Here is a 22607-nt window from a genome sequence, read left to right on the forward strand (position 1 = left end):
CTCCAACAAGGCTCGGGGAAGGGGGCATTCCCGGTCGTGGACATGATCGCCGCAATCGGCCCCGTCTCCCGGTGACGGCCGGGGCGCGTTCCGGTGACGGCCGGTGTGACGGCGGGGGTGACGGCGGGGGCGGCAAGGCTGCGGGGCGGTCAGGGTTGGGACAGCACAGACTCCAGCAGGTCGGCGAGGAGCACCGCGCCCTCCCCCTCGGGGTCGAGGTCCGGGTCGTAGATGGTGACGTTGAGCCCGGCGCAGCGTGGCGAACGCACCAGGGGCCGCAGGAGGTCGTGCGCTTCCTCGACGGTGAGCCCGTCCGGGTCGGGGCTGTCCACGGCGGGCATCACGGACGGGTCGAGCACGTCCGCGTCGAAGTGCACCCAGAAGCCGTTCAGCGTATGGGCCTCCAGGCTCTCCAGGCAGCGGTGCGCCACCTGGCCGGCGCCCCGGCTCCGGACCTCCCCGACGCTGTAGGCGGGGATCCTCAGCTCGCCCAGTTCCGGGCGGGCCTCGTCGTAGTCGCGGATGCCGATGACCCGCACGTCCTCGTCCCGCACGTAGGGGCGCAGCCCTTCCAGGTCGGTCAGGTCCGGCTGGCCGCGCCCGGTGGACAGGGCCAGCTCCTCACCGCCGGCGGCCCCGACACGGGTGGAGTTGCCGGGATGACGGAAGTCGGAGCTGCCGTCGAGCACCACCACGCCGTAGCGGCCGATGCGGCGCAGGGCGAGCGCGGCGCCGAGCTGGATGCTGCAGTCGCCGCCGAGGACCACGGGGAAGTCTCCGGCCCGCACGTGCTGCTCGACGCGGTCCGCCAGCTTCGGGGTGTACGCGGCGATGGCGGCGGCGTTGAACACGCCGTCCCCGTCCCGCCACGGGCCCCGGTCGTAGCGGGGCGGCACCACCACCCCGCCCTCGTGGGCGCCGAGCCGCTCCAGCAGCCGCTGCTCGCGCAGCGCGCCCGCGAGCTTGTAGCAGCCGGGAACCGTGCCGGGGACCGGCGGGCGCAGGCCGAGGTTGGACGGGGCATCGATCAGCACAGTGCGGCGCATGTTTTCACTCTGGCACGACATCCGCCGGGGCATGAGGTCATGCTCGGCGGATCGGAGCATCGGGCCGCCCGGCCGGGGGCCACGGTTCCCGGTCTCCGGGTCACCGCTGCCCGGGTCACCGCTGCCCGGATCAGCGCTGTCCGGATCAGCGCTGTCCGGGTCCCCGCCGTCCGGGTCACGGGCGCGGCACGCCGGTACGGAGCCTCACCGGCGCGGCCCGCCCCTGCCGATACGCCGGCGGCCCCCGCGCCCCCGCGCCCCCGCCCCCGGAGCACCGGCGCCGGGTCAGCCCGGCCCGGCGCTCCGCGTCATCTCGGTGGTGACGGCCCAGCGCTCGTGGTCACGCCAGGCGCCGTTGATGAAGAGGAAGTCCGGGGAGAGCCCTTCCCGGCGGAAGCCGAGCCGCCGTACGAGCCGCAGCGACGGTTCGTTGCCCGGCTGCACATTCGCCTCGATCCGGTGCAGCCCCAGCTCGCCAAAGGCGTGGCGCAGCAGGAGACGCAGCCCTTCGGCCATCAGTCCGCGCCCGGCCGCGTGGACGAAGGCCCCGTAGCCCAGCGCACCGCACTGGAAGGCGCCGCGGACGATGTTGTTGACGGCGGCGCCGCCCGCGATGTCGCCGCTCTCCAGCTCGCAGATGACGAAGCCCTCACGGTCCGGCTCGTCGAAGCGCTGCCGGTAGGCGGTGAAGTCCTCGGGGCGGGCGGGCAGGGCGACCCAGGGGTGGTGGAACTCCGCGCTCTGCCGCGCTCGTTCCGTGAACTCCGCCATGTCCTCCTCGTGGAGGTGCCGCAGCCCCACCCGGGCTCCGGTCAGGAGATACGCGTCGTCGGACACCCCGCCATCGTAGATCGGCGACGTCCGGCCCGGCCGGGCGGGAGACGCCGGGACGCCGGAGACGGGGACCCGGGAGCCGTCGAAGACACCGGGGCCGCCGCCAGCCGCAGCCAACCGCTGTCAACCGCCGGGCGGCTTCTCCCCGCGGACCGCGCAGGCGGCGGCGTATCCGGGGACGGCGGGTATGTCGGCCAGTACCCAGCCGGTGAGCCGCGCCGGTGCCGGGCCCGCGCCGACGTAGGTCGCCGCCAGGTCCTCCGACAGCCCGGAACCGGTGCCCTTGAGGTACGCCTCCTTCCGCGTCCAGCAGCGGGCGAAGGCGGCGGGACGCCGGGCAGCGGGCAGCGCGGCCAGTTCGGCGCGTTCGTCCGGGTGCAGGGCCGGGGAGACCTGCGCCACCGTCCGCTGTGCCGGGAGCTCCTCCACATCGGCGCCCACCGGCACCGGGGCGAACGCCAGCAGCACCAGGTCTCCGGCGTGCGAGAGCGAGAAGTGCAGCGGGGAGCCCGGCACGGCGGGACGCCCGTGCGGGCCGCCGCAGCCGGGACAGGGTTCTCTCGCCAGCTCCACCGATGCCGCCTCCGTGGCCAGATAGCCGCCGAGGAGCCGGCGCAGCGCCAGATGCGCCACCTGGTAGCGGTCGCGGTCGGCGGGCCGCAGGAAGGCGTCGGCGCGCCGGCGCTCCTCCTCGTCGAGCACGGCGCGCTCCGCTTCCGCGTAAGCGGCCTGCTCCGGCACCCGCACGAACCACAACACCGTCCCCCCGTCCGCGGTCTCCCCGTCGGCGGACCCGCCGCCGCCCGCGGACCACGGGCGGCCGGGCGTCCATCCGGCGAGGTCCAGCCACCGGGCGACGGCCGGCCCCGGACCGCCGGCGGGCCCTGGCTCCCGCACGGTGTCCCGCGCGGCCGGGCCGCCACGGTGCCATCCGGAAGCCTCATCCGGCACGGTGCGCTGTGGCATGCGGTTCCCCCTCGTCTCTGTGCGGTGGCCGGCTGCCGTGCCGCGCCCCCTGTCCCCTGCCTGCGTCTGGCCTGCCGCGGCCGGCCGCCGAACCCTTGGCCAGGCCCGCCGCTCACTCCGTGCGCAGCTCCAGCTCCTTCACGCCCGGCGCCGCGATACCGAACACATGGTTGTACAAGGACAGTTCGGCCTCCAGCGCGCGGGTCACGGTCTCGCTGCGGCGGAAGCCGTGGCCTTCGCCCTCGAAGGTGATGCAGGCGTGCGGAACACCGTGGCCCGCGACCGCCCGCCGAAATCTCTCGCACTGGGCCGGCGGGCAGATGACGTCGTCCAGGCCCTGCAGGATCAGAAAGGGCGCGGTGATCCGGCCGGCATGGCGGAGCGGGGACCGGCTGCGGTAGCGGTCGGGGTGCTCGGCGAGCGTGCCGACGAGTCCGTCGAGGTAGTGGGACTCGAAGTCGTGGGTACCGCCTTCGGCCCAGCTCTCCAGGTCGAGCACGGGGTAGATGAGCGTGCCGCAGGCGTAGAGGCGGGTGGCGGCGAGCGAGGCCGCGGCCGTCCAGCCGCCGGCGCTGCCGCCGCGGATCGCGAGCCGGGCCCGGTCGGCGGTGCCCTCGGCCGCGAGGGTCTCGGCGACCGCGGCGCAGTCCTCCACGTCGACGACGCCCCACTGTCCGCGCAGCCGGTCCCGGTACGCCCGGCCGTATCCGGTGGAGCCGCCGTAGTTGACCTCGGCCACGCCGAAGCCGCGGGAGGTGAAATAGGCGATGTCCAGGTCGAGGACAAGGGGGGCGTGGCCGGTGGGCCCGCCGTGCGCCCACACCACGAAGGGCGGGAGCTCGTCCCCCGGCACGGTGTAGTCGGGGTTGTAGGGCGGATAGATGTGCGCGTGGATCTCCCGGCCCTCGGGGCCGGTGAAGGTGCGGATCTGCGGCTCGGGGTAGTAGGCGGGATCGACCGGGTCGCGGTGTTCCGCGCCGACCACCCGGGCGTGACCGGTGGCGGTGTCCAGCTCCACCACCTCGTAGGCGCTGCGCGGGCTGGCGGCCACCCCGACGACCCGGGTGTCCTGCACGGCCAGGGCCGGGTCCCACTCCGACCACGGGCCGGGGGCGTCGTAGAGGTCGCCGCTCTCCGGGTCGAGGACGCCGAGGGAGGTGGCGCCGAAGCCGTGCACCACGGCGATCAGACCGGTGGGCAGCGGGGCGAACCAGCGGCTGCCGATCTTCCACAGCGGGCCGCCGAACTCCTCCTCGCGCGGGCACAGGGAGGTGACCGTCACCTCGCCGGCGGGCGACCCGGCGTGCGAACCGGCGGCGCTGTCCCCGAGGCCCGCGGCGGACGCGGGGCCGTCCGCGGCCGGCGGGCCGATCCCCGGCCCGGTGAGCCGGTAGAGGTTCCACCAGCCGCTGCGGTCGGAGACGGCGAGCAGAGCGCCGTCGGGCGCCCACTCGGCCTGCGGAACGGACTCCGCGGGACCGCCGAGCACGGTGCGCGCCCGTGCGAAGACGCCCTCGGGCGCCAGCTCCGCGACCCGCAGTTCGGTGCCGTCCCACGGCATGCCGGGGTGGTTCCAGGCGATCCAGGCCACGCGGCAGCCGTCCGGGGACAACTGCGGCCCGGTGACGAACCGGTGGCCGGCGTCGCTGAGTTCGCGGACCGCCGCGCGGTCCTCCGCGGCCGAACCGTCCAGCGGCACGGCGGCGATGACGCGCCGTACGTCGCCGGGGGCCTCACCGGTGTACTCCTCCAGGACGCACCACACCTCGCCGCGGTCCGGGTGCAGCCGGAGGTCGGCCCAGCGCAGCCCGCCGCCGATCGCCGAGAGCGGCGTCAGCGGACGCGGCGCGGGAGCGCCGGGGGCGTCCGGCTCAAAGGCGTAGAGCCGCTGATCGGCGAAGTGCACGAAGACGATCAGCGGGCCGCGCCGCCCCCGGCCGGTTCCGGCCCAGGGCGTGCCGCCGTACTCCATGACACGGCTGCGGACGTTCCACGGGGCGGGGAGGACGGCTTCCTCGGTGCCGTCGGACCGGCGGCGCACCAGAGTGCGGCGGCCGCCCTCGGCCGGACGGGGCGCGGTCCACCACACCTCCTCGCCCACGGTGCCGGGATACTCCGGCCGCCCGTCGTGGGCCGCCGCGAGCCCGGCATCGATCGGTGACTGCCATGCGCCGTACGGGGCCGTGGACACCATTTCCGAACGCCTCCTGCGTGCTGCCCTTGCTCAACTCCGCCGGGATGGTCACGCCCGGCGCCGTGCCGCGTCCCTGAGCCCCGGCCCTTCTGCCCGGGCGCACCTCTCGGTGCGCCCGCCCTGCCGGCCGTCCGGCCGGGGCCCCCGCAAGGGCCCTTCAGCCGCTTCGCTCCTTCCGGCCGCTTCTCCCGCCCGGCCTTCCGCCCGTTCCTCCGTTCACCGTCTGTTGTCCCCACCCCTTCACCACAGCGCGGTCGTTCAACCCATCCGGCCGCGGATTCCGCGGCCGGTCCGCGGCACGGCCCTCCGGCGGCCGGGGCCGCCGCTCACCCCGGTACCCCGGCGGGCCCGGAGGATGCCGCCGCCCCGCTGTCCGGGGCCGCCCGGCCCGGTGTGCGCAGCAGGAACCGGTCCAGGACGCGGACGCCGAAGTGGAGGGCGTCGACGGGGACGCGCTCGTCGACGCCGTGGAACAGGGCCGCGTAGTCGAGCCCTTCCGGCAGCTTCAGCGGCGAGAAGCCGTAGCCGGTGATCCCGAGCCGGGAGAACTGCTTGGCGTCCGTGCCGCCCGACATGCAGTACGGCACGGCCCGGCCGCCCGGGTCGAACAGCTCGACGGCCTCTCTCATGGCGTGGAAGGCCGGTGAGTCCACCGGTGCCCCGAGCGGGATCTCCCGGTGGTGGAACTCCCAGTCGACGCCGGGGCCGGTGAGCCGGTCGAGGGTCTCCCGGAACTCCTCCTCGCCGCCGGGCACGATCCGGCCGTCCACGAAGGCGGTGGCGCTGCCCGGGATGACGTTGACCTTGTAACCGGCGCTCAGCATGGTCGGGTTGGCGCTGTTGCGGAGCGTCGCCTCGACCAGGGCGGCGGCCCGCCCCAGCCGCTCCAGCAGGGGGCCGGGGTCGAATCCGGGGGCGTCCAGGCCGAGTTCGGGCGCGTCCGCCGGGATGCCGTGCAGCGCGGCGAGTTCGGTGAGGGCGGCCCGCACCGTCGGGGTGATGCGGAGCGGCCAGGAGTGCTCACCGATGCGGCTGACGGCGGCGGCCAGGCGGGTGACGGCGTTGTCGTGGTTGACCTTGGAGCCGTGCCCGGCCCTGCCGCGCGCGGTGAGTTCGAGCCAGGCGGTGCCGCGCTCGCCCGCAGCGATCGGGTAGAGCCGCAGGCCGGAATCGGCGTGGAAGGTGTAGGCCCCCGATTCGCTGATGCCCTCGGTGCAGCCCTCGAACAGCTCCGGATGGGCGCCGGTGAGGAAGCCGGAACCGTACTCGGCGCTGTCCTCCTCGTCGGCGGTGAAGGCCAGGACGAGATCGCGGCGCGGGCGGTGCCCGGTCCGCGCCCAGGAGCGCGCGAGCGCGAGGATCATCGCGTCGGTGTTCTTCATGTCGATGGCGCCCCGTCCCCAGACGACGCCGTCCCGGATCTCGCCGGAGAAGGGGTGCACGGTCCAGTCGGCGGGCTCCGCGGGCACGACGTCCAGATGGCCGTGGACCAGCAGGGCCTCCGCGTCCCGGTCGCTGCCCGCGATCCGGGCGACCACGTTCGTCCGGCCCGGCGCCTTCTCCAGCAGCACGGGTTCCAGCCCCGCCTCGGCGAGCCGCTCGGCCACGTACTCGGCGGCGGGCCGCTCGCAGCCGTCGCCGCGGCCGCGGTTGGTGGTGTCGATGCGGATCAGCTCGGAGGTGAAGGCCACCACCTCCTCCAGCGCCCGCTCGTCCACCCCGCCGGCCGGAGGTCCCGCATCCGCCCCCGGCCCGCCCAACGCGCCGCCGGGGAACGCCTGTCCGGACACCGCCCCGCCGGACACCACTTCGCCGGACGCCCCCGCGCCGGGGGCCCGCGCCGCCGTGCCGGGAACCGCTGTGTCAGCCATACTGCTCCTCCACCGCTGCCGACACGACGGTCGTGACCGCCTTGAAGCAGCGGATTCCCTCGTACATGGTGTCGCTGGTGTAGGCGGCCCGGCGCTCACCGGTGCGCTCCACTCCGGGCACGACGGTCGCCGCGCCCACCAGATGCTCCGCGTCGAATTCCAGCTCGACGGTGAACGGACCGGCGTCCCGCGCCGGCTGATGCCGTATCGCGAGCACGACCGCCTCTTTCGCGGCGGCTCTGATGTCCTCGGCCGTACGGGCGGGCGGGCGGCAGACCGCGGCGTAGCGCGAGACGCAGTCCTTGACGGCCACGGTGCGGGCGCCGGGGGCGTACCCCCGGGCGTCCTCGCAGGTGCGGTCGTCGCCGGTGACCAGCACCACGGGGGTGCCGAACTCCGCGACGACACGGGAGTTGAGCAGGCCCTCGCTCGCCCGGACGCCGTTGAGCCAGACCCCGGTGATGGAGTTGGCGAGGTAGGTGTGCGCGAGGACGCCCTCCGCGCCCGCGCCGGTGTGGTACCCGACGAAGGCGACTCCGTCCACATCTCCCCGCTGCACGCCCTCCACCATGCTGAGTTCCTTGTGCCGGCCGGTGAGCATCACCGCGCGCTCGTCGAGCCGCTCCAGCAGGAGGTTCCGCATGGTCCAGTGCGCCTCGTTGACGACGACCTCGTCCGCTCCGCCCTCGAAGAACCCGGCCACGGCGGCGTTGACGTCCGAGGTGAACATCCGGCGGCAGCGCTGCCACTGCTCATGGCCCGGCAGGACGTCGGCGGGCCAGGTGACGCCCGTCGCGCCTTCCATATCGGCGGAGATGAGGATCTTCATGCCCGAAACCGTACGCGGTGCCGAGAGGCCCTGCCAGACCTGTGGATAACCTTCCGTCACCCCGCCGCCACACCCCGACATCGCACCCCCGCCATCGCACCGCGCGGCACGGCGCGGTGACCTCGGAGCGCCGCCGGGGAGAAGCCGCCCGCCGCCCCCGCGCCCCCGCCGGTCTCACCCGGCCGGGCGAAACCGACGGGGCGGCCTCTCCCCTTCCGGCCTTCTCCCCGCAGCCGCTCCTCCGCTTCCCGGCTTCTCTACTTCTCGACTTCGGCCGCGAGCCGCGCCAGCACGGCGTCGTAGATCCTGCCGAGACCCTTCGGCGCGAAGGTCCGCTCGAAGAAGCCGCCGACTCCGCCCGCCCCGTTCCAGACGGTGGTGACCCGAACGGTGGACTTCCCCTCACCGGCCGGGGTCACCGTCCAGGTGGTCACCATCGAGGAGTTGCGGTCCTTCTCGGCGAGCTGCCCGGCGGTCGGCTCGGAGACCTCCAGCAGGCAGTCCCGGACGCACTTGCTGGTGGCCTGCAGCCGCCAGTGCACCAGCGTGCCCGCGCCCCGGCCGCCCTCGCGCACCTCGTACTCGCTGAACTGCTCGGGCAGCAGCCGGGCGCGGGTGCCGGAGTAGTCCGCGAGCGCCTCGAACACCGCCTCGGGTGCCGCCGCGATGATCCGCTCCGTCGTGGCCTCGACCTGCGCCATGTCCGTCCTCCAGTCGGTCGCCGGCCCACTCGGCCGGTCGTCTTCCGCACAGCCAATCACCGGCGGCGGACACGCCCAAATCGGACCCGGCTGGCGCTATTCGAATAGGTGTTCTAACTTGTGGGAACAGGCACGGACGGAAGGAGCGTGGACACATGCGCTGGGACGGCCTGAGCCATGACGACTCCTCCGGAGCCCCCGCCCTCTTCGGCACCGACGCGGTCACCCGCACCTTCGACACCCCGGAGTTCCAGGGCATCACGTTTCACGAGATCCGCGCCCGCTCGGTCCTCAACCGCGTGCCCGGCGCCTCCCGGATGCCGTTCGAATGGACGCTCAACCCGTACCGCGGCTGCACCCACGCCTGCGTCTACTGCTTCGCCCGCAAGACGCACAGTTATCTCGACCTCGACACCGGCCTCGGCTTCGACTCCCAGATCGTCGTCAAGGTCAACGCGCCCGAGCTGCTCCGCCGTCAGCTGGCGTCCCGCCGCTGGCAGGGCGAGCACATCGCGATGGGCACCAATGTCGACTGCTACCAGCGCGCGGAGGGCCGATACCAGCTCATGCCCGGCATCCTCGCCGCGCTCCGCGACCACGCCAACCCGTTCTCGATCCTCACCAAGGGCACCCTCATCCTCCGCGACCTCGACCTGCTGCGGCAGGCGGCCGAGGTGACGGACGTCGGCACCTCCGTCTCCGTCGGCTTCACCGACCGCGAGCTGTGGCGGACCGTCGAGCCCGGCACCCCCTCCCCCGAACGCCGGCTGGAGGTGTGCCGCACGCTCACCGCGAACGGCATCCCCTGCTCCGTGCTGATGGCCCCGGTTCTCCCCTATCTCAGCGACTCGCCGGAGCAGTTGCGGGACACCGTGCGCGCCATCGCCGCGGCGGGCGCCGGCTCCGTGACCCCGCTGGTGCTCCATCTGCGGCCCGGCGCCCGCGAGTGGTTCATGGAGTGGCTCGCCCGGCACCACCCCCGCCTGGTGCGGCGCTACGAAGTGCTGTACGCCAACGGCGCCTACGCGCCCACCTGGTACCAGCGCCGGATCACCCGGCGGGTGCACGAGCTGGCGGACGAGTACGGCATCGGTCCCTCACACCCCGGCGCCGCACGCCGCGTCCGCGCACCGGAGCCCGTACCGCCCCCTGCGCCCGGGCCCACCCAGCTGACCTTCCTCTGAGCGGCCCGTCCTCCCGGGCAACCGGCCATCCTCCGAGCACTCCGGGCCGCTCCCATCCGCCCGGTTCCTCTCCCCCTCTCCCCCACGCACCGCCCGGGCGCGGCCGCGGATGAGTCTCCCGGGCGCCGCGTCCGTACCCCAGTGCGACGACACGGCGGGTGCCGGCTCGACAGGCGCCGGCCGGCGGAGCGAGGGAGGTCGACGTGGACAGCGGTGACGAGTTCGGGCAGCCGCGGCGACGCCGGGTGGTCGAGCCGACCAGGGTCATCAGTCCGCGCCGGAGCAGCCGGCTGGAAGACCTGGAGCTCTTCCGCCCGGAGCCGGCGGCCGAAGCGCCCTCCGGCGCCCCGGCGGAGGACCCACCGACCGAGCAACTGCCCGGGACCCCCTTGCCCGGGACCGGCAGCGGGTCCCCGCGGCCCGGGGACTCCGCGCGCTCCGGGGACTCCGCCCGGCCTGGGGACTCCGCGCCCCCCGGTGCCAGGACGGACACCACAGCCACCTCTGAGCACCCCCCTCCCCGCCTCCTGCCCGGCCTGTTCCCTCCGGTGGCCGGCGCGGCACGGGGGACGCGGGGGATCCGCACCGGACGGCGCCTTCCCTCCCGTACGGCCGGCTTCCTCGCGGTCGGCGCCGGAGCGGCCGTCCTCGCGGTGCTGCTGTTCCTGCAGGCCGGGTCGGGAACGGAGCCCGGAACGGCGGCTCCCGCGGCCCCCGCCCCCTCGGGCCCGCCCGCCGAACCCACGGCGATACCGCAGCCCGGCGAGGCGGAGCCGGAGGGTGGCGGCGTGCTCCAGCCGGGGGACAGCGGACCGGCGGTCTCCGAACTCCAGGACCGGCTCTCGCGGATCCCGGACGTCTACACCGAGCGCGGGGCCGACGGCCAGTACGACGACGTGCTCGCCGAGGCCGTCGCCCGTTTCCAGCACTGGTACGGCATCCGCGGCGACGAGGAGGGGGTCTACGGCGACGACACCCGCCGCGACCTGGAGTCCCGCACCTGAGCCCGGCGCCTCGCCCCCGCACCGGAACCCCGCACCCGAAACCCGCGCCCGAACCCGCCCCCGCCGCACCGGGCCTCAGGGCTTCCCCGCCGGCCCCGTCCCGGTCAGCCGCCCCAGCGCCGCGGAGGCCGCGGGCGCGAGCCGGGGATGCTCCCGGGCCGCGTTCAGCACCGGGATCGCCCGCCGGTCACCGAGCACCGCCAGCCCTTCGACGCAGGCCATGGCGATCTGCCCGTACCCCGCGGGCCCGCCGCGCCGCGAGGAACCCACCAGCCGTTCCAGGGTGGTGATCAGGGCCGGTACGGACTCGGGGGCCCGAAGCGCCGTCAGCAGCCGCACCGGGTGCAGGGCGTAGGCGGTGCGCAGCGGGTTGGTGGCCAGGGCCGCGGCGGCGCGCGCGGTCCGGGGATCGCCGAGGCGGGCGAGGGCGTGGGCGGCGGTGGCGCAACGGCCCGGGTCGCGGTGGTTGAGGAGCAGGACGAGGGTCTCGAAGGCGCGGCGGTCGCCGCGGCAGCCGAGGGTGAAGGCGGCCAGTTCGCGGGCCCACAGGGGCTGTCCGGTGCGGGTGAGGACGGCGGCCAGTTCGTCCAGCGCGGCGGTCCCTCCTCCGCCGGACAGGGTGGTGCGGGCGAGCGCGGCCAGGGTGCCGCAGTCCGCGGTCTCCCCGGCTCCGGCCGCTTCGCGGCCCACCCGTTCCAGCAGCGTGCCGAGCGCGGCCCGGTCCTCGCGTCCCGCCGTATGGCCTCCGGCCGACATGTCCTTTCCCCCTCCCCACCGCGGTGCCGGACGCCCCGGCACCGGACCGCCCCGCGCGGGCGCGGCTCCCGGCACCGGCGGGTTTAACGTCTCTACCCGGCCCGGGCCCCGGGGTCACTTCCGGGCGGGGTCCGGCTTCCGCGCATGGCCGTCCGGACCGCCGGCCATCGGACCAACTGCCCCGAGGGCCCCACCCGCCTCCCCTGCCCGGGTCCTCGCCCGCCCGGTCCCCGCCTCCCGGCGCCCGCCTTCCCGGGTCCCTGCCTTCTCAGCTTCCGCCGTCCCGTCCCTCCCCGCCGCACCGCTCCCACCGCAGAGCCGTCCCCCGTCAACGCCGGAGGCCGGCTGCCACCGCCACCCCGGCGCTCTCCACAGGCGGCCGCCCGGCTCACCGCCCGGTCCACCCCACCGGCGCCGGGCCCCCGGCCACCCCGCCACCTCAGCTACCCGCCGCCCCGACCCACCACCGCCCCGACCCACCGCCGTCTCAACTCCCCGCCCCACCCCGCCTCATGACCCGACCGCTCACTTGTGAGCGGCGCAGATCACATGGGCGCAGGGGTGGCGCGGAACGGATCGCCCGCCTACCCTCGTCGCAGGAGTTCGTACGCCGCCACAGCGGACGGTACGGACCCGCTTCCAGCGGCCTGGTGACGCAGCCGCCGGAGGCACCGCCGGCCCGGTTTCCCACCGGTCCGGCCGCACGGCGCGGTCCCGGGGACAGGGCCCGCCGATGCCCCGCCGGGCGCCCGCGCCCGCCCGGGGCGTGATCCGCAGAGCCCGAACAGCGGTGCCCGTCTCGGGCGCACCGCCCGATTCCCCGGTCGCGCGCGCCCGTTCGGCGCCCGCAGGCCCCGTCCTCCTCAGTCGTCACTCTCCCCGTCCGTGTCCGGGGATTACCTTCTGGAGTCCGCGATGGACCGCAATTCCACTCCCGACCCCGCTTCCTCCGCCGTCACCCTCCCGGTCGTCGCCGTCGTCGGCCTGGGCACCATGGGGACCGGCATCGCCGAGGTGCTGGCCCGCGCCGGCCGCGAGGTCATCGGCATCGACATCAGCGAGGCCGCCGCCCGTGACGCCGTGGCGGCCCTGGAGCGCTCGACCGCGCACGCCGTGGCCCGCGAGCGGATCACCGAGCAGGAGCGGCAGGACATGCTCGCCCGCTTCCGCACCTTCTCCGACCTCCAGGCCGCGGCCGAGGCCGACCTCGTCATCGAGGTGGTGCCGGAGGAGTACGAGACGAAGCGCCAGGTCTTCACCGCGCTCGACGGCATCGTCCGCCCGGATACCGTCCTGGCCACCGGCACCAACGCGCTCTCCGTGACCCGGCTGGCCGCCGACTCGGCCCGCCCCGAGCGCGTCCTGGGCCTGCACTTCTTCAACCCGGCCCCGGCCATGAAGCTCGTCGAGGTGGTCTCCACGGTCCTGACCGCCCCGGCCGCCACGGCCGCGGTGACCGCGCTCGCCCGCGAGCTGGGCAAGGAGCCGGTGGCGGTCGGCGACCGTCCCGGGTTCCTCGCCGACGGCCTGCTGTTCGGCTACCTCAACCAGGCCGCGGCGATGTACGAGGCCAAGTACGCCACCCGCGAGGACATCGACGCCGCCATGCGGCTGGGCTGCGGCCTGCCGATGGGCCCGCTGGCCCTGCTGGACCTGATCGGCATCGACACCGCCCGCACCGTCCTGGACGCCATGTACGCGGAGTCCGGCGACCGGCTGCACGCCCCGTCCCCGATCCTCAAGCAGCTGAGCGCCGCCGGGCTGACCGGCCGCAAGGCCGGGCGCGGCTTCTACAGCTACGAGGCGCCGGGCAGCGGCACCGTCGTCCCCGACGAGCTGACCCCGGCCGCGGACGCGGCGGCCGTCGCGGGCCGCCCCGTGAGCAGTGTGGGCGTGGCCGGCTCCGGCACCATGGCGAGCGGTATCGCCGAGGTGTTCGCCAAGGCCGGTTACGACGTGGTGCTCGCCGCCCGCAGCCAGGAGAAGGCCGACACGGCCAAGGCCCGGATCGCCAAGTCCCTGGGCCGGTCCGTGGACAAGGGCCGGATGACGGCCGAGGCGCGGGACGAGACGCTGGCCCGGATCACCGCGGCCGGCTCGCTCGACGCCTTCGCGGACGTCGACCTGGCCGTGGAGGCCGTGGCCGAGGACCTGGCCGTCAAGCAGCAGCTCTTCGGCACCCTGGACAAGGTCTGCAAGCCGGGCGCGGTGCTCGCCACCACCACGTCCAGCCTGCCGGTCGTGGCCTGCGCCCGGGCGACCTCCCGCCCGCAGGACGTCATCGGGATGCACTTCTTCAACCCCGCCCCGGCCATGAAGCTGGTCGAGGTGGTCCGCACGGTGCTCACCGCGGACGACGTCCACGCGACGGTCCGCGAGGTCTGCGCCAAGGTCCGCAAGCACCCGGTGGACTGCGGCGACCGTGCCGGGTTCATCGTCAACGCGCTGCTGTTCCCGTATCTCAACAACGCGGTCAAGATGGTCCAGGAGCACTACGCGACGCTGGACGACATCGACGCGGCGATGAAGCTCGGCGGCGGCTACCCGATGGGCCCGTTCCAGCTGCTCGACGTGGTCGGCCTGGACGTCTCCCTGGCGATCCAGAAGGTGCTGCACAACGAGTTCCGGGAGCCGGGCCTGGCGCCGGCGCCGCTTCTGGAGCACCTGGTCGCGGCGGGCTGCCTGGGCCGCAAGACGGGGCGCGGCTTCCGCGAGTATGCGAGGGCCTGACCGGTTCCGGGGCTGGGGCGGACTGCTGGAGCCCGGTGGCGGTCCGTCCCGGCACGGCCCCGAAGAGCCGTGTTACGTTCCCCACATGTCCCATCCCGTGAAGTCCGCCCGACCCCCGCGTACGGCCGTGAAAGGCCCGTCAAAGCAGGACAGTTCGGACACGACGGCCGGCAGCCGCCGGGCCGCCGCGCAGCGGCTCACCATGCGGCGGAAGCTGGCGGCCGCGGCGATGGAGCTCTTCGCGACGAAGGGCTACGAGGCCACGACGGTGGACGAGATCGCCGCCGCGGCCGGGGTCGCCCGGCGCACCTTCTTCCGGCACTTCCGCTCCAAGGAAGAGGCGATCTTCCCGGACCACGACGACACCCTGGTCCGGGCGGAGGCCGTGCTGGCCGCGGCCCCGGCGGAGGAGCATCCGCTGGACACGGTCTGCCGGGGCATCAAGGAGGTCATGCGGATGTACGCGGCCTCCCCGGCCGTGTCCGTGGAGCGCTACCGGCTCACCCGCGAGGTGCCCACACTGAGGGAGCGGGAGATCGCCTCGGTGGCCCGGTACGAGCGGCTGTTCACGCGGTATCTGCTGGGGCACTTCGACGAGCGGGCCCACCGGGACGGCGACGACGACCCGCTGCTCGCCGAGGTCGCCGCCTCGGCGGTGGTGACGGCGCACAACCACGTGCTGCGGCGCTGGCTGCGGGCCGGCGGGGAGGGTGACGTGGAGGCGCAGTTGGACCGCGCGTTCGCGATCGTCCGGGAGACCTTCGGCAGCGGCATCGGCCGGGCGGTCCGGCCCGCGGCCGAAGCCGAGGAGGACGCGGAGGCCGAGCCGGCGCAGCCTCCGGCCGTGACCGCCTCGGCGACCGACGAGGTGCTGGTCACCGTGGCCCGGACGGACGCCCCGCTCAGCGAGGTCATACGCACCATCGAGCGGGCCCTCAAGCACAGACAGGACTGAGCCGCCCGCCCCGCCACGGACGAGAGGGCACCCCGGCAACCCGGCACCCCGGCAACCCGGCACCCCGGCACCCCGGCAACCCGGCACTCCGGAACCCAGGCCCCGGAACCCCGGAACCGGAGCGCCGGCACGTGAGACCCGGGACCCGCGCCGGGACGGGACACCGGAGCCCGCCGGCCCCGGCCGGACGGCCGCCCGGCACCGCACCCGCACCGAACGGCCGCCTCCCCGGCGGCCGTTCGGCCGTTCCCGCTCCGCCCGCCCACCCCCTCCCCGCTCATGTGCGCATGCTCCACGACGGGTGAGAGAAATTCTTGGCACGCAGTGTCTTGTCGAGTGGCACGCCGTGCCATACGGTGGTGCTCGTCCAGGGCGCTGTCCCCGCGGCTCCCCGCCGTGCGCCCTGACGCCTGCGTCACAGGCACCCCGGACCCGTCCGGGGACAACAAAGAGCGCTCACCAGCGCCGCCACACAGCACCACCCGTGCGGACCGCATGGCGAGCCGCACACCCGTGCCGCCCCGGCGGCACAGTGACCCGACAAGACCCCAGCGTTCCCTCAAGCGTCCCCGAACGCTTCGCCGGAGGCCCCACCGTGAATGAGATCCTGGACGCCATCGTCGCGGACGGCACGACGTCCGCCGACTTCGCCGCCCTGCAGCTGCCCGAGTCCTACCGGGCCGTGACCGTCCACAAGGACGAGCAGGACATGTTCGCCGGCGTCGAGAGCCGCGACAAGGACCCCCGCAAGTCCCTGCACCTGGACGACGTCCCGGTGCCCGAGCTCGGCCCGGGCGAGGCCCTCGTCGCCGTGATGGCCAGCTCCGTCAACTACAACTCGGTCTGGACCTCGATCTTCGAGCCCGTCTCGACCTTCGGCTTCCTGGAGCGCTACGGCCGGCTCTCCCCGCTCACCAAGCGGCACGACCTGCCGTACCACATCATCGGCTCCGACCTCGCCGGCGTCGTGCTCCGCACCGGCCCCGGCGTCAACGCCTGGCAGCCCGGTGACGAGGTCGTCGCGCACTGCCTCTCCGTGGAGCTGGAGTCGGCCGACGGCCACAACGACACCATGCTCGACCCGGAGCAGCGCATCTGGGGCTTCGAGACCAACTTCGGCGGCCTCGCCGAGATCGCCCTCGTCAAGTCCAACCAGCTGATGCCGAAGCCCGGCCACCTCAGCTGGGAGGAGGCGGCGGCCCCCGGCCTGGTGAACTCCACCGCCTACCGCCAGCTCGTCTCCCGCAACGGCGCCGGCATGAAGCAGGGCGACAACGTCCTCATCTGGGGCGCCAGCGGCGGCCTCGGCTCCTACGCCACCCAGTTCGCGCTGGCCGGCGGCGCCAACCCGATCTGCGTCGTCTCCAGCGACCAGAAGGCGGACATCTGCCGCTCGATGGGCGCCGAGGCGATCATCGACCGCAACGCCGAGGGCTACAAGTTCTGGAAGGACGAGCACAACCAGGACCCGCGCGAGTGGAAGCGCTTCGGCAAGCGCATCCGCGAGCTCACCGGCGGCGAGGACGTGGACATCGTCTTCGAGCACCCCGGCCGCGAGACCTTCGGCGCCTCGGTGTACGTCACCCGCAAGGGCGGCACCATCGTCACCTGCGCCTCGACCTCCGGCTACAACCACGAGTACGACAACCGCTACCTGTGGATGTCGCTGAAGAAGATCGTGGGCTCGCACTTCGCCAACTACCGCGAGGCGTGGGAGGCCAACCGCCTGATCGCCAAGGGCAAGATCCACCCCACGCTGTCGAAGACGTACAGCCTGGAGGAGACCGGCCAGGCCGCGTACGACGTGCACCGCAACCTCCACCAGGGCAAGGTCGGCGTGCTCGCCCTCGCCCCCGAGGAGGGCATGGGCGTCCGCGACCACGAGATGCGCGCCAAGCACCTCGACGCCATCAACCGCTTCCGGAACGTCTGAGACGGGTCTTTCACCGATGACTGAGCGTCGCAAGGATCGTCCGTGGCTGATGCGGACCTACGCGGGGCATTCCACCGCGGAAGCCTCCAATGAGCTCTACCGGCGGAACCTCGCCAAGGGCCAGACCGGCCTGTCGGTCGCGTTCGACCTGCCGACGCAGACCGGCTACGACCCCGACCACGTCCTCGCCAAGGGCGAGGTCGGCCGGGTCGGGGTCCCGGTCTCCCACCTCGGCGACATGCGCCGGCTGTTCCAGGACATCCCCCTGGACCAGATGAACACCTCGATGACCATCAACGCCACGGCCATGTGGCTGCTGGCGCTGTACCAGGTGGTCGCCGAGGAGCAGGGCGCCGACATCACCAAGCTGTCCGGCACCACGCAGAACGACATCGTCAAGGAGTACCTCTCCCGGGGGACGCACGTCTTCCCGCCCGGGCCGAGCCTCCGGCTGACCACCGACATGATCACGTACACGGTGGCCAACATCCCCAAGTGGAACCCGATCAACATCTGCAGCTACCACCTGCAGGAGGCCGGCGCCACCCCGGTCCAGGAGATCTCGTACGCGATGTCCACGGCGATCGCCGTGCTCGACGCCGTGCGCGACTCCGGCCAGGTGCCGCCGGAGAAGTTCGGGGACGTCGTCGCCCGCATCTCCTTCTTCGTCAACGCGGGCGTCCGGTTCGTCGAGGAGATGTGCAAGATGCGCGCCTTCGGCCGCATCTGGGACCAGGTCACCCGCGAGCGGTACGGCGTCGAGAACGCCAAGCAGCGCCGCTTCCGCTACGGCGTCCAGGTCAACTCCCTCGGCCTCACCGAGGCCCAGCCGGAGAACAACGTCCAGCGCATCGTGCTGGAGATGCTGGCCGTCACCCTCTCCAAGGACGCCCGCGCCCGCGCCGTCCAGCTCCCCGCCTGGAACGAGGCGCTGGGCCTGCCCCGGCCCTGGGACCAGCAGTGGTCGCTGCGCATCCAGCAGGTCCTCGCCCATGAGTCGGACCTGCTGGAGTACGAGGACATCTTCGCCGGCTCGCACGTCATCGAGGCCAAGGTCGACTCCCTCGTGGAGGAGTGCCTGGCCGAGATCGAGCGGATCCAGGAGATGGGCGGCGCCATGGCCGCCGTCGAGTCCGGCTACCTCAAGTCCCAGCTCGTCGCCTCGCACGCCGAACGCCGCGCGAAGATCGAATCCGGCGAGGAGAAGATCGTCGGCGTCAACTGCTACGAGTCGACGGAGCCGAACCCGCTCACCGCGGACCTCGACACCGCGATCATGACGGTCGACCCGGAGAACGAGGCCCGGGTCGTGGAGGCCCTGCACCGCTGGCGCGACGAGCGCGACGAGGCCCGCGCGCAGGACGCCCTGTCCGCCCTCAAGGCGGCCGCCGCGGGCGACGCCAACCTCATGCCCGCCACCCTGGAGTGCGCCCGCGCGGGCGTCACCACCGGCGAGTGGGCCTGGGCGCTGCGGGACGTCTTCGGCGAGTTCCGCGCCCCCACCGGCGTCAGCAGCGCCCCGCTGGCCGTCGCGGCCGAGCAGGGCACCCCGCTCGCCGCCGTCCGGCAGAAGGTGGCCCGCACCGCCGAGGAGCTCGGCAGCGGCAAGCTCCGGCTGCTGGTGGGCAAGCCCGGCCTCGACGGGCACAGCAACGGCGCCGAGCAGATCGCCGTACGGGCCCGGGACGCGGGCTTCGAGGTGGTCTACCAGGGCATCCGGCTGACCCCCGAGCAGATCGTCTCCGCGGCCGTGGCCGAGGATGTGCACTGCGTCGGTCTGTCGATCCTGTCGGGCTCGCACGCCGAGCTCGTGCCGGACGTCGTGGAACGGCTCCGCCGGGCCGGCGCCGCGGACCTGCCGGTGATCGTCGGCGGGATCATCCCGAGCGCCGACGCACGGGCGCTCCGGGAAGCCGGGGTCGCCGCCGTCTTCACCCCGAAGGACTTCGGGATCACGGAGATCATCGGCCGCATCGCCGACGAGATCCGGATCGCGAACAAGCTCGACCCTCTCGACCTCCAGGAGGACTCCGCATGACCGCCCCCGCCCCCGCCGCCGGCGAGAACCGTCTCCGCCCGCGCCGCTCCTGCCTGGCCGTGCCCGGCAGCAACCCGCGCTTCCTGGAGAAGGCCCAGGGTCTCCCCGCCGACCAGGTCTTCCTCGACCTGGAGGACGCCTGCGCCCCGCTGGCGAAGGAAGGCGCCCGGCACACCATCGTCGACGCCCTGAACAACGGCGACTGGACGGGCAAGACCCGGGTCGTGCGGGTCAACGACTGGACCACCCACTGGACGTACCGCGACGTCGTCACGGTCGTCGAGGGCGCCGGCCCCAACCTCGACTGCATCATGCTGCCCAAGGTGCAGAACGCCGAGCAGGTGGTCGCCCTCGACCTGCTGCTCACCCAGATCGAGAAGACCATGGGCTTCGAGGTCGGCAAGATCGGCATCGAGGCGCAGATCGAGAACGCCGCGGGCCTGGTCAACGTGGACGCGATCGCCGCCTCCTCGCCGCGCATCGAGACCATCATCTTCGGCCCGGCCGACTTCATGGCGTCCATCAACATGAAGACCCTGGTCGTCGGCCAGCAGCCGCCCGGCTACCCGGCGGACGCCTACCACTACATCCTGATGCGCATCCTGATGGCCGCCCGCATGCACAACCTGCAGGCCATCGACGGACCGTTCCTGCAGATCCGCGACGTGGACGCGTTCCGCGAGGTCGCCGGCCGCTCCGCGGGCCTCGGTTTCGACGGCAAGTGGGTGCTGCACCCCGGCCAGGTCGAGGCGGCCAACGAGATCTACTCCCCCTCGCAGGAGGACTACGACCACGCCGAGATGATCCTCGACGCGTACGACTGGTGCACCTCCGAGGCGGGCGGCAAGAAGGGCTCCGCCATGCTCGGCGACGAGATGATCGACGAGGCCAGCCGCAAGATGGCGCTCGTGATCTCCGGCAAGGGCCGCGCCGCCGGCATGACCCGTACCACCAAGTTCACCCCGCCGGAGGCCTGAGCCATGCAGTTCGGACGCACCTACGAAGAGTTCGAGGTCGGCGCGGTCTACAAGCACTGGCCCGGGAAGACGGTCACCGAGTACGACGACCACCTCTTCTGTCTGCTCACCATGAACCACCACCCGCTCCACATGGACGTCAACTACGCCGAGAAGACGACGGACTTCGGCAAGAACGTCGTGGTGGGCAACTACATCTACTCGCTGCTGCTCGGCATGTCCGTGCCGGACGTCTCCGGCAAGGCCATCGCCAACCTGGAGATCGAGTCGCTGAAGCACGTGGCGCCGACCTTCCACGGCGACACCATCTACGGCGAGACCACGGTCCTCGACAAGACCCCGTCCCGGTCCAAGGACGACCGCGGCATCGTCTACGTCGAGACCAAGGGCTACAAGCAGGACGGCACCCTGGTCTGCGTCTTCCGGCGCAAGGTGATGGTCCCGACGGCGAAGTACACCGAGGCGCGCGGCGGCGAGCAGCCCGGCCGCCCCCAGCTCAAGTCCCAGGAGAAGTGATGAGCCGTCTCGCGCAGACCCACGGCCTGACCGACATCCAGCAGGAGATCCTCTCCACCGTCCGGGACTTCGTCGACAAGGAGATCATCCCGGTCGCCACCGAGCTGGAGCACCGCGACGAGTACCCCACCCAGATCGTCGAGGGCCTCAAGGAACTCGGCATCTTCGGCCTGATGATCCCCGAGGAGTACGGCGGCCTCGGTGAGTCGCTGCTCACCTACGCGCTGTGCGTGGAGGAGATCGCCCGCGGCTGGATGAGCGTCTCGGGCATCATCAACACCCACTTCATCGTGGCGTACATGCTCAAGCAGCACGGCACCCAGGAGCAGAAGGACCACTTCCTTCCGCGGATGGCGGCCGGCGAGGTGCGCGGCGCCTTCTCGATGTCCGAGCCGGCGCTCGGCTCCGACGTCTCGGCGATCTCCTCCAAGGGCGTCCGGGACGGCGACGAGTACGTCCTCAACGGGCAGAAGATGTGGCTGACCAACGGCGGCACGTCCACGCTCGTCGCGGTGCTCTGCCGCACGGACGAGGGCCACCCCGAGGGCACCGCCCCGCACAAGTCGATGACGACCTTCCTCGTCGAGAAGGAGCCGGGCTTCGGCGAGGTCCGCCCGGGCCTCACCATCCCCGGCAAGATCGACAAGATGGGGTACAAGGGCGTCGACACGACCGAACTCATCATGGACGGACTGCGGATCCCCGCCGACCGCGTGCTCGGCGGCGTCACCGGACGTGGCTTCTATCACATGATGGACGGGGTCGAGGTCGGCCGCGTCAACGTCGCCGCCCGCGGCTGCGGAGTCGCCCAGCGCGCCTTCGAGCTGGGCGTTTCCTACGCGCAGCAGCGCACGACCTTCGGCAAGCCGATCGCCCAGCACCAGGCGATCCAGTTCAAACTGGCCGAGATGGCCACCAAGGTCGAGGCCGCTCATGCGATGATGGTGAACGCAGCACGCAAAAAGGACTCCGGGGAACGGAACGACCTCGAAGCGGGCATGGCGAAGTATCTCGCCTCCGAGTACTGCAAAGAGGTCGTCGAGGACGCTTTCCGGATCCACGGCGGCTACGGCTTCTCCAAGGAGTACGAGATCGAGCGTCTCTACCGCGAGGCGCCGATGCTTCTCATCGGAGAAGGCACCGCCGAGATTCAGAAAATGATCATTGGCCGCCGTCTGCTGGAGGAATACCGGTTCCAGGGGTGATCGCAGTGGATCGCTCCGCTTCGGTACCGATTCCTCCCTGCGGGAAGATCACGGAAGCTCACCCGGGGTGATCACTGTTCGGACATCGACTGAGCTTCTGGCTTGCCCAGTTGCCGCTCGTAACCGATACCATCCCGGAAAGCCGCCGTCCCCAGTCGAAGCGCGGCATCATCCGCTACGAAGGTCATCCATGCCCCACAGCCAACCCTCTGCACCACGCGGCCGGGTCCGCCTCGCGCGCGGCGCGTCGCCGTGGCTCCTCCCGACCGTGGCCACCGCGGCCATCAGCCTGTCCCGCGCCCGGCGTTCCGGGCGCGCGGCAGCGGTCGCCGTGCCCGCCACCGCTCTGGCGGCGGGCATGCTGTGGTTCTTCCGCGACCCCGAGCGCGAGATCACCCAGGGCAGAGTGATCTCGCCGGCCGACGGTGTGGTGCAGAGCATCATGCCGTGGAAGGACGGACGCACCCGCGTCGCGATCTTCATGAGCCCGCTGAACGTCCACGTCAACCGTGCCCCGCTCGCCGGCACGGTGACCTCCGTCGAGCACGTCCCCGGCGGATTCGTCCCGGCGTTCAACAAGGAGAGCGAGAACAACGAGCGGGTGGTCTGGCACTTCGACACCGAGCTCGGCGACATCGAGATGGTGCAGATCGCCGGCGCCGTGGCGCGCCGCATCGTCCCGTACGTCACGCAGGGCACGAAGGTCGAGCAGGGTGAGCGCATCGGCCTGATCCGCTTCGGCTCACGCGTCGACATCTACCTCCCGGAAGGGGTCGAGGTGGACGTCGAGGTGGGCCAGGCCACACAGGCAGGGGTGACTCGTCTTGACCGTGATTGATTCCCGGGCCAGCGGCTCGTGGGTCCCCGA

18 protein-coding genes are annotated in these 22607 nt (G+C 73.0%); 10 read left to right on the plus strand and 8 right to left on the minus strand.

What is annotated here, in order from left to right; genetic code table 11:
- Positions 1–149 precede the first annotated feature (149 nt).
- From IF83_RS0123745 to IF83_RS0123775, 7 genes are all read right to left on the minus strand, one after another.
- Positions 150–1046 carry an arginase family protein gene (locus IF83_RS0123745; RefSeq protein WP_030547406.1) on the minus strand — a complete coding sequence of 299 codons (897 nt, stop codon included), beginning with the start codon at positions 1044–1046 and terminating at the stop codon, positions 150–152.
- Between the two features lie 285 nt (positions 1047–1331).
- Positions 1332–1883, minus strand: a complete 552-nt coding sequence (locus IF83_RS0123750) for a GNAT family N-acetyltransferase (RefSeq protein ID WP_037681086.1) — start codon at positions 1881–1883, stop codon at positions 1332–1334.
- 120 nt (positions 1884–2003) lie between these two features.
- Positions 2004–2846, minus strand: coding sequence for a 4'-phosphopantetheinyl transferase superfamily protein (locus IF83_RS0123755; protein ID WP_078843789.1), 843 nt, complete (start codon positions 2844–2846; stop codon positions 2004–2006).
- Positions 2847–2958: 112 nt separating this feature from the next.
- Positions 2959–5040: a S9 family peptidase gene (locus tag IF83_RS0123760; protein ID WP_030547411.1), complete on the minus strand. Its 2082-nt coding sequence runs from the start codon at positions 5038–5040 to the stop codon at positions 2959–2961.
- Positions 5041–5366: 326 nt separating this feature from the next.
- Entirely contained in the window at positions 5367–6911 is a 1545-nt protein-coding gene (locus IF83_RS0123765) for a M20/M25/M40 family metallo-hydrolase (RefSeq protein ID WP_078843790.1), read from the minus strand.
- Positions 6904–7740, minus strand: coding sequence for a M55 family metallopeptidase (locus IF83_RS0123770; protein ID WP_030547415.1), 837 nt, complete (start codon positions 7738–7740; stop codon positions 6904–6906). The genes IF83_RS0123765 and IF83_RS0123770 overlap by 8 nt, the downstream gene beginning before the upstream one ends.
- A gap of 257 nt (positions 7741–7997) precedes the next feature.
- A complete protein-coding gene (locus tag IF83_RS0123775; protein WP_030547416.1) occupies positions 7998–8441 on the minus strand; it encodes an SRPBCC family protein in 444 nt (147 codons plus the stop codon).
- A gap of 155 nt (positions 8442–8596) precedes the next feature.
- On the opposite strand from IF83_RS0123775, the gene IF83_RS0123780 reads away from it, so the two are divergent.
- Positions 8597–9625: an Rv2578c family radical SAM protein gene (locus IF83_RS0123780; protein ID WP_030547418.1), complete on the plus strand. Its 1029-nt coding sequence runs from the start codon at positions 8597–8599 to the stop codon at positions 9623–9625.
- Between the two features lie 203 nt (positions 9626–9828).
- Complete coding sequence (locus IF83_RS32510; protein WP_030547420.1) at positions 9829–10629, plus strand: peptidoglycan-binding protein; 801 nt, start codon at positions 9829–9831, stop codon at positions 10627–10629.
- 75 nt (positions 10630–10704) lie between these two features.
- Here IF83_RS32510 and IF83_RS0123790 read toward each other — a convergent pair whose 3' ends face one another.
- Positions 10705–11385 carry a HEAT repeat domain-containing protein gene (locus IF83_RS0123790; protein ID WP_107046859.1) on the minus strand — a complete coding sequence of 227 codons (681 nt, stop codon included), beginning with the start codon at positions 11383–11385 and terminating at the stop codon, positions 10705–10707.
- A gap of 915 nt (positions 11386–12300) precedes the next feature.
- Between IF83_RS0123790 and IF83_RS0123795 the strand changes: the two genes are divergently transcribed.
- The 8 genes from IF83_RS0123795 (at position 12301) to IF83_RS0123830 (ending at position 22577) form a co-directional block, all read left to right on the plus strand.
- The gene (locus IF83_RS0123795) at positions 12301–14115 is read left to right on the plus strand and encodes a 3-hydroxyacyl-CoA dehydrogenase family protein (RefSeq protein ID WP_030547424.1); all 1815 of its coding nucleotides are present in this window, start codon (positions 12301–12303) and stop codon (positions 14113–14115) included.
- An 85-nt stretch (positions 14116–14200) separates the two neighbouring features.
- Entirely contained in the window at positions 14201–15070 is an 870-nt protein-coding gene (locus tag IF83_RS0123800; protein WP_030547426.1) for a TetR family transcriptional regulator, read from the plus strand.
- A gap of 595 nt (positions 15071–15665) precedes the next feature.
- Positions 15666–17003, plus strand: a complete 1338-nt coding sequence (ccrA, locus tag IF83_RS0123805; protein WP_030547427.1) for a crotonyl-CoA carboxylase/reductase — start codon at positions 15666–15668, stop codon at positions 17001–17003.
- Positions 17004–17019: 16 nt separating this feature from the next.
- A complete protein-coding gene (locus tag IF83_RS0123810; protein WP_030547429.1) occupies positions 17020–19041 on the plus strand; it encodes a protein meaA in 2022 nt (673 codons plus the stop codon).
- Positions 19038–20018 carry an HpcH/HpaI aldolase/citrate lyase family protein gene (locus IF83_RS0123815; protein WP_030547431.1) on the plus strand — a complete coding sequence of 327 codons (981 nt, stop codon included), beginning with the start codon at positions 19038–19040 and terminating at the stop codon, positions 20016–20018. Before IF83_RS0123810 ends, IF83_RS0123815 begins: the two co-directional genes overlap by 4 nt.
- A gap of 3 nt (positions 20019–20021) precedes the next feature.
- Positions 20022–20534, plus strand: coding sequence for a MaoC family dehydratase (locus IF83_RS0123820; RefSeq protein WP_019710957.1), 513 nt, complete (start codon positions 20022–20024; stop codon positions 20532–20534).
- Positions 20534–21739 (plus strand): acyl-CoA dehydrogenase family protein, encoded by a 1206-nt coding sequence (locus IF83_RS0123825; protein WP_030547434.1) that lies wholly within the window; start codon positions 20534–20536, stop codon positions 21737–21739. Before IF83_RS0123820 ends, IF83_RS0123825 begins: the two co-directional genes overlap by 1 nt.
- A gap of 190 nt (positions 21740–21929) precedes the next feature.
- On the plus strand, positions 21930–22577 hold the full coding sequence (locus IF83_RS0123830; protein WP_030547436.1) for a phosphatidylserine decarboxylase: 648 nt from the start codon (positions 21930–21932) through the stop codon (positions 22575–22577).
- Positions 22578–22607: the final 30 nt, after the last annotated feature.

The sequence above is a fragment of the Streptomyces albus subsp. albus genome (genome assembly GCF_000719865.1).
GTDB classification, from domain to species: domain Bacteria; phylum Actinomycetota; class Actinomycetes; order Streptomycetales; family Streptomycetaceae; genus Streptomyces; species Streptomyces albus_E.

Excerpts from the sequence above, each read along its gene's own strand:
- IF83_RS0123745 (WP_030547406.1), bottom strand. The coding sequence starts at position 1,046 with ATGCGCCGCACTGTGCTGATCGATGCCCCGTCCAACCTCGGCCTGCGC.
- IF83_RS0123755 (WP_078843789.1), bottom strand. The coding sequence starts at position 2,846 with ATGCCACAGCGCACCGTGCCGGATGAGGCTTCCGGATGGCACCGTGGC.
- IF83_RS0123760 (WP_030547411.1), bottom strand. The coding sequence starts at position 5,040 with ATGGTGTCCACGGCCCCGTACGGCGCATGGCAGTCACCGATCGATGCC.
- IF83_RS0123765 (WP_078843790.1), bottom strand. The coding sequence starts at position 6,911 with ATGGCTGACACAGCGGTTCCCGGCACGGCGGCGCGGGCCCCCGGCGCG.
- IF83_RS0123770 (WP_030547415.1), bottom strand. The coding sequence starts at position 7,740 with ATGAAGATCCTCATCTCCGCCGATATGGAAGGCGCGACGGGCGTCACC.
- IF83_RS0123775 (WP_030547416.1), bottom strand. The coding sequence starts at position 8,441 with ATGGCGCAGGTCGAGGCCACGACGGAGCGGATCATCGCGGCGGCACCC.
- IF83_RS0123780 (WP_030547418.1), top strand. The coding sequence starts at position 8,597 with ATGCGCTGGGACGGCCTGAGCCATGACGACTCCTCCGGAGCCCCCGCC.
- IF83_RS0123790 (WP_107046859.1), bottom strand. The coding sequence starts at position 11,385 with ATGTCGGCCGGAGGCCATACGGCGGGACGCGAGGACCGGGCCGCGCTC.
- IF83_RS0123795 (WP_030547424.1), top strand. The coding sequence starts at position 12,301 with ATGGACCGCAATTCCACTCCCGACCCCGCTTCCTCCGCCGTCACCCTC.
- IF83_RS0123800 (WP_030547426.1), top strand. The coding sequence starts at position 14,201 with ATGTCCCATCCCGTGAAGTCCGCCCGACCCCCGCGTACGGCCGTGAAA.
- IF83_RS0123810 (WP_030547429.1), top strand. The coding sequence starts at position 17,020 with ATGACTGAGCGTCGCAAGGATCGTCCGTGGCTGATGCGGACCTACGCG.
- IF83_RS0123815 (WP_030547431.1), top strand. The coding sequence starts at position 19,038 with ATGACCGCCCCCGCCCCCGCCGCCGGCGAGAACCGTCTCCGCCCGCGC.
- IF83_RS0123820 (WP_019710957.1), top strand. The coding sequence starts at position 20,022 with ATGCAGTTCGGACGCACCTACGAAGAGTTCGAGGTCGGCGCGGTCTAC.
- IF83_RS0123825 (WP_030547434.1), top strand. The coding sequence starts at position 20,534 with ATGAGCCGTCTCGCGCAGACCCACGGCCTGACCGACATCCAGCAGGAG.
- IF83_RS0123830 (WP_030547436.1), top strand. The coding sequence starts at position 21,930 with ATGCCCCACAGCCAACCCTCTGCACCACGCGGCCGGGTCCGCCTCGCG.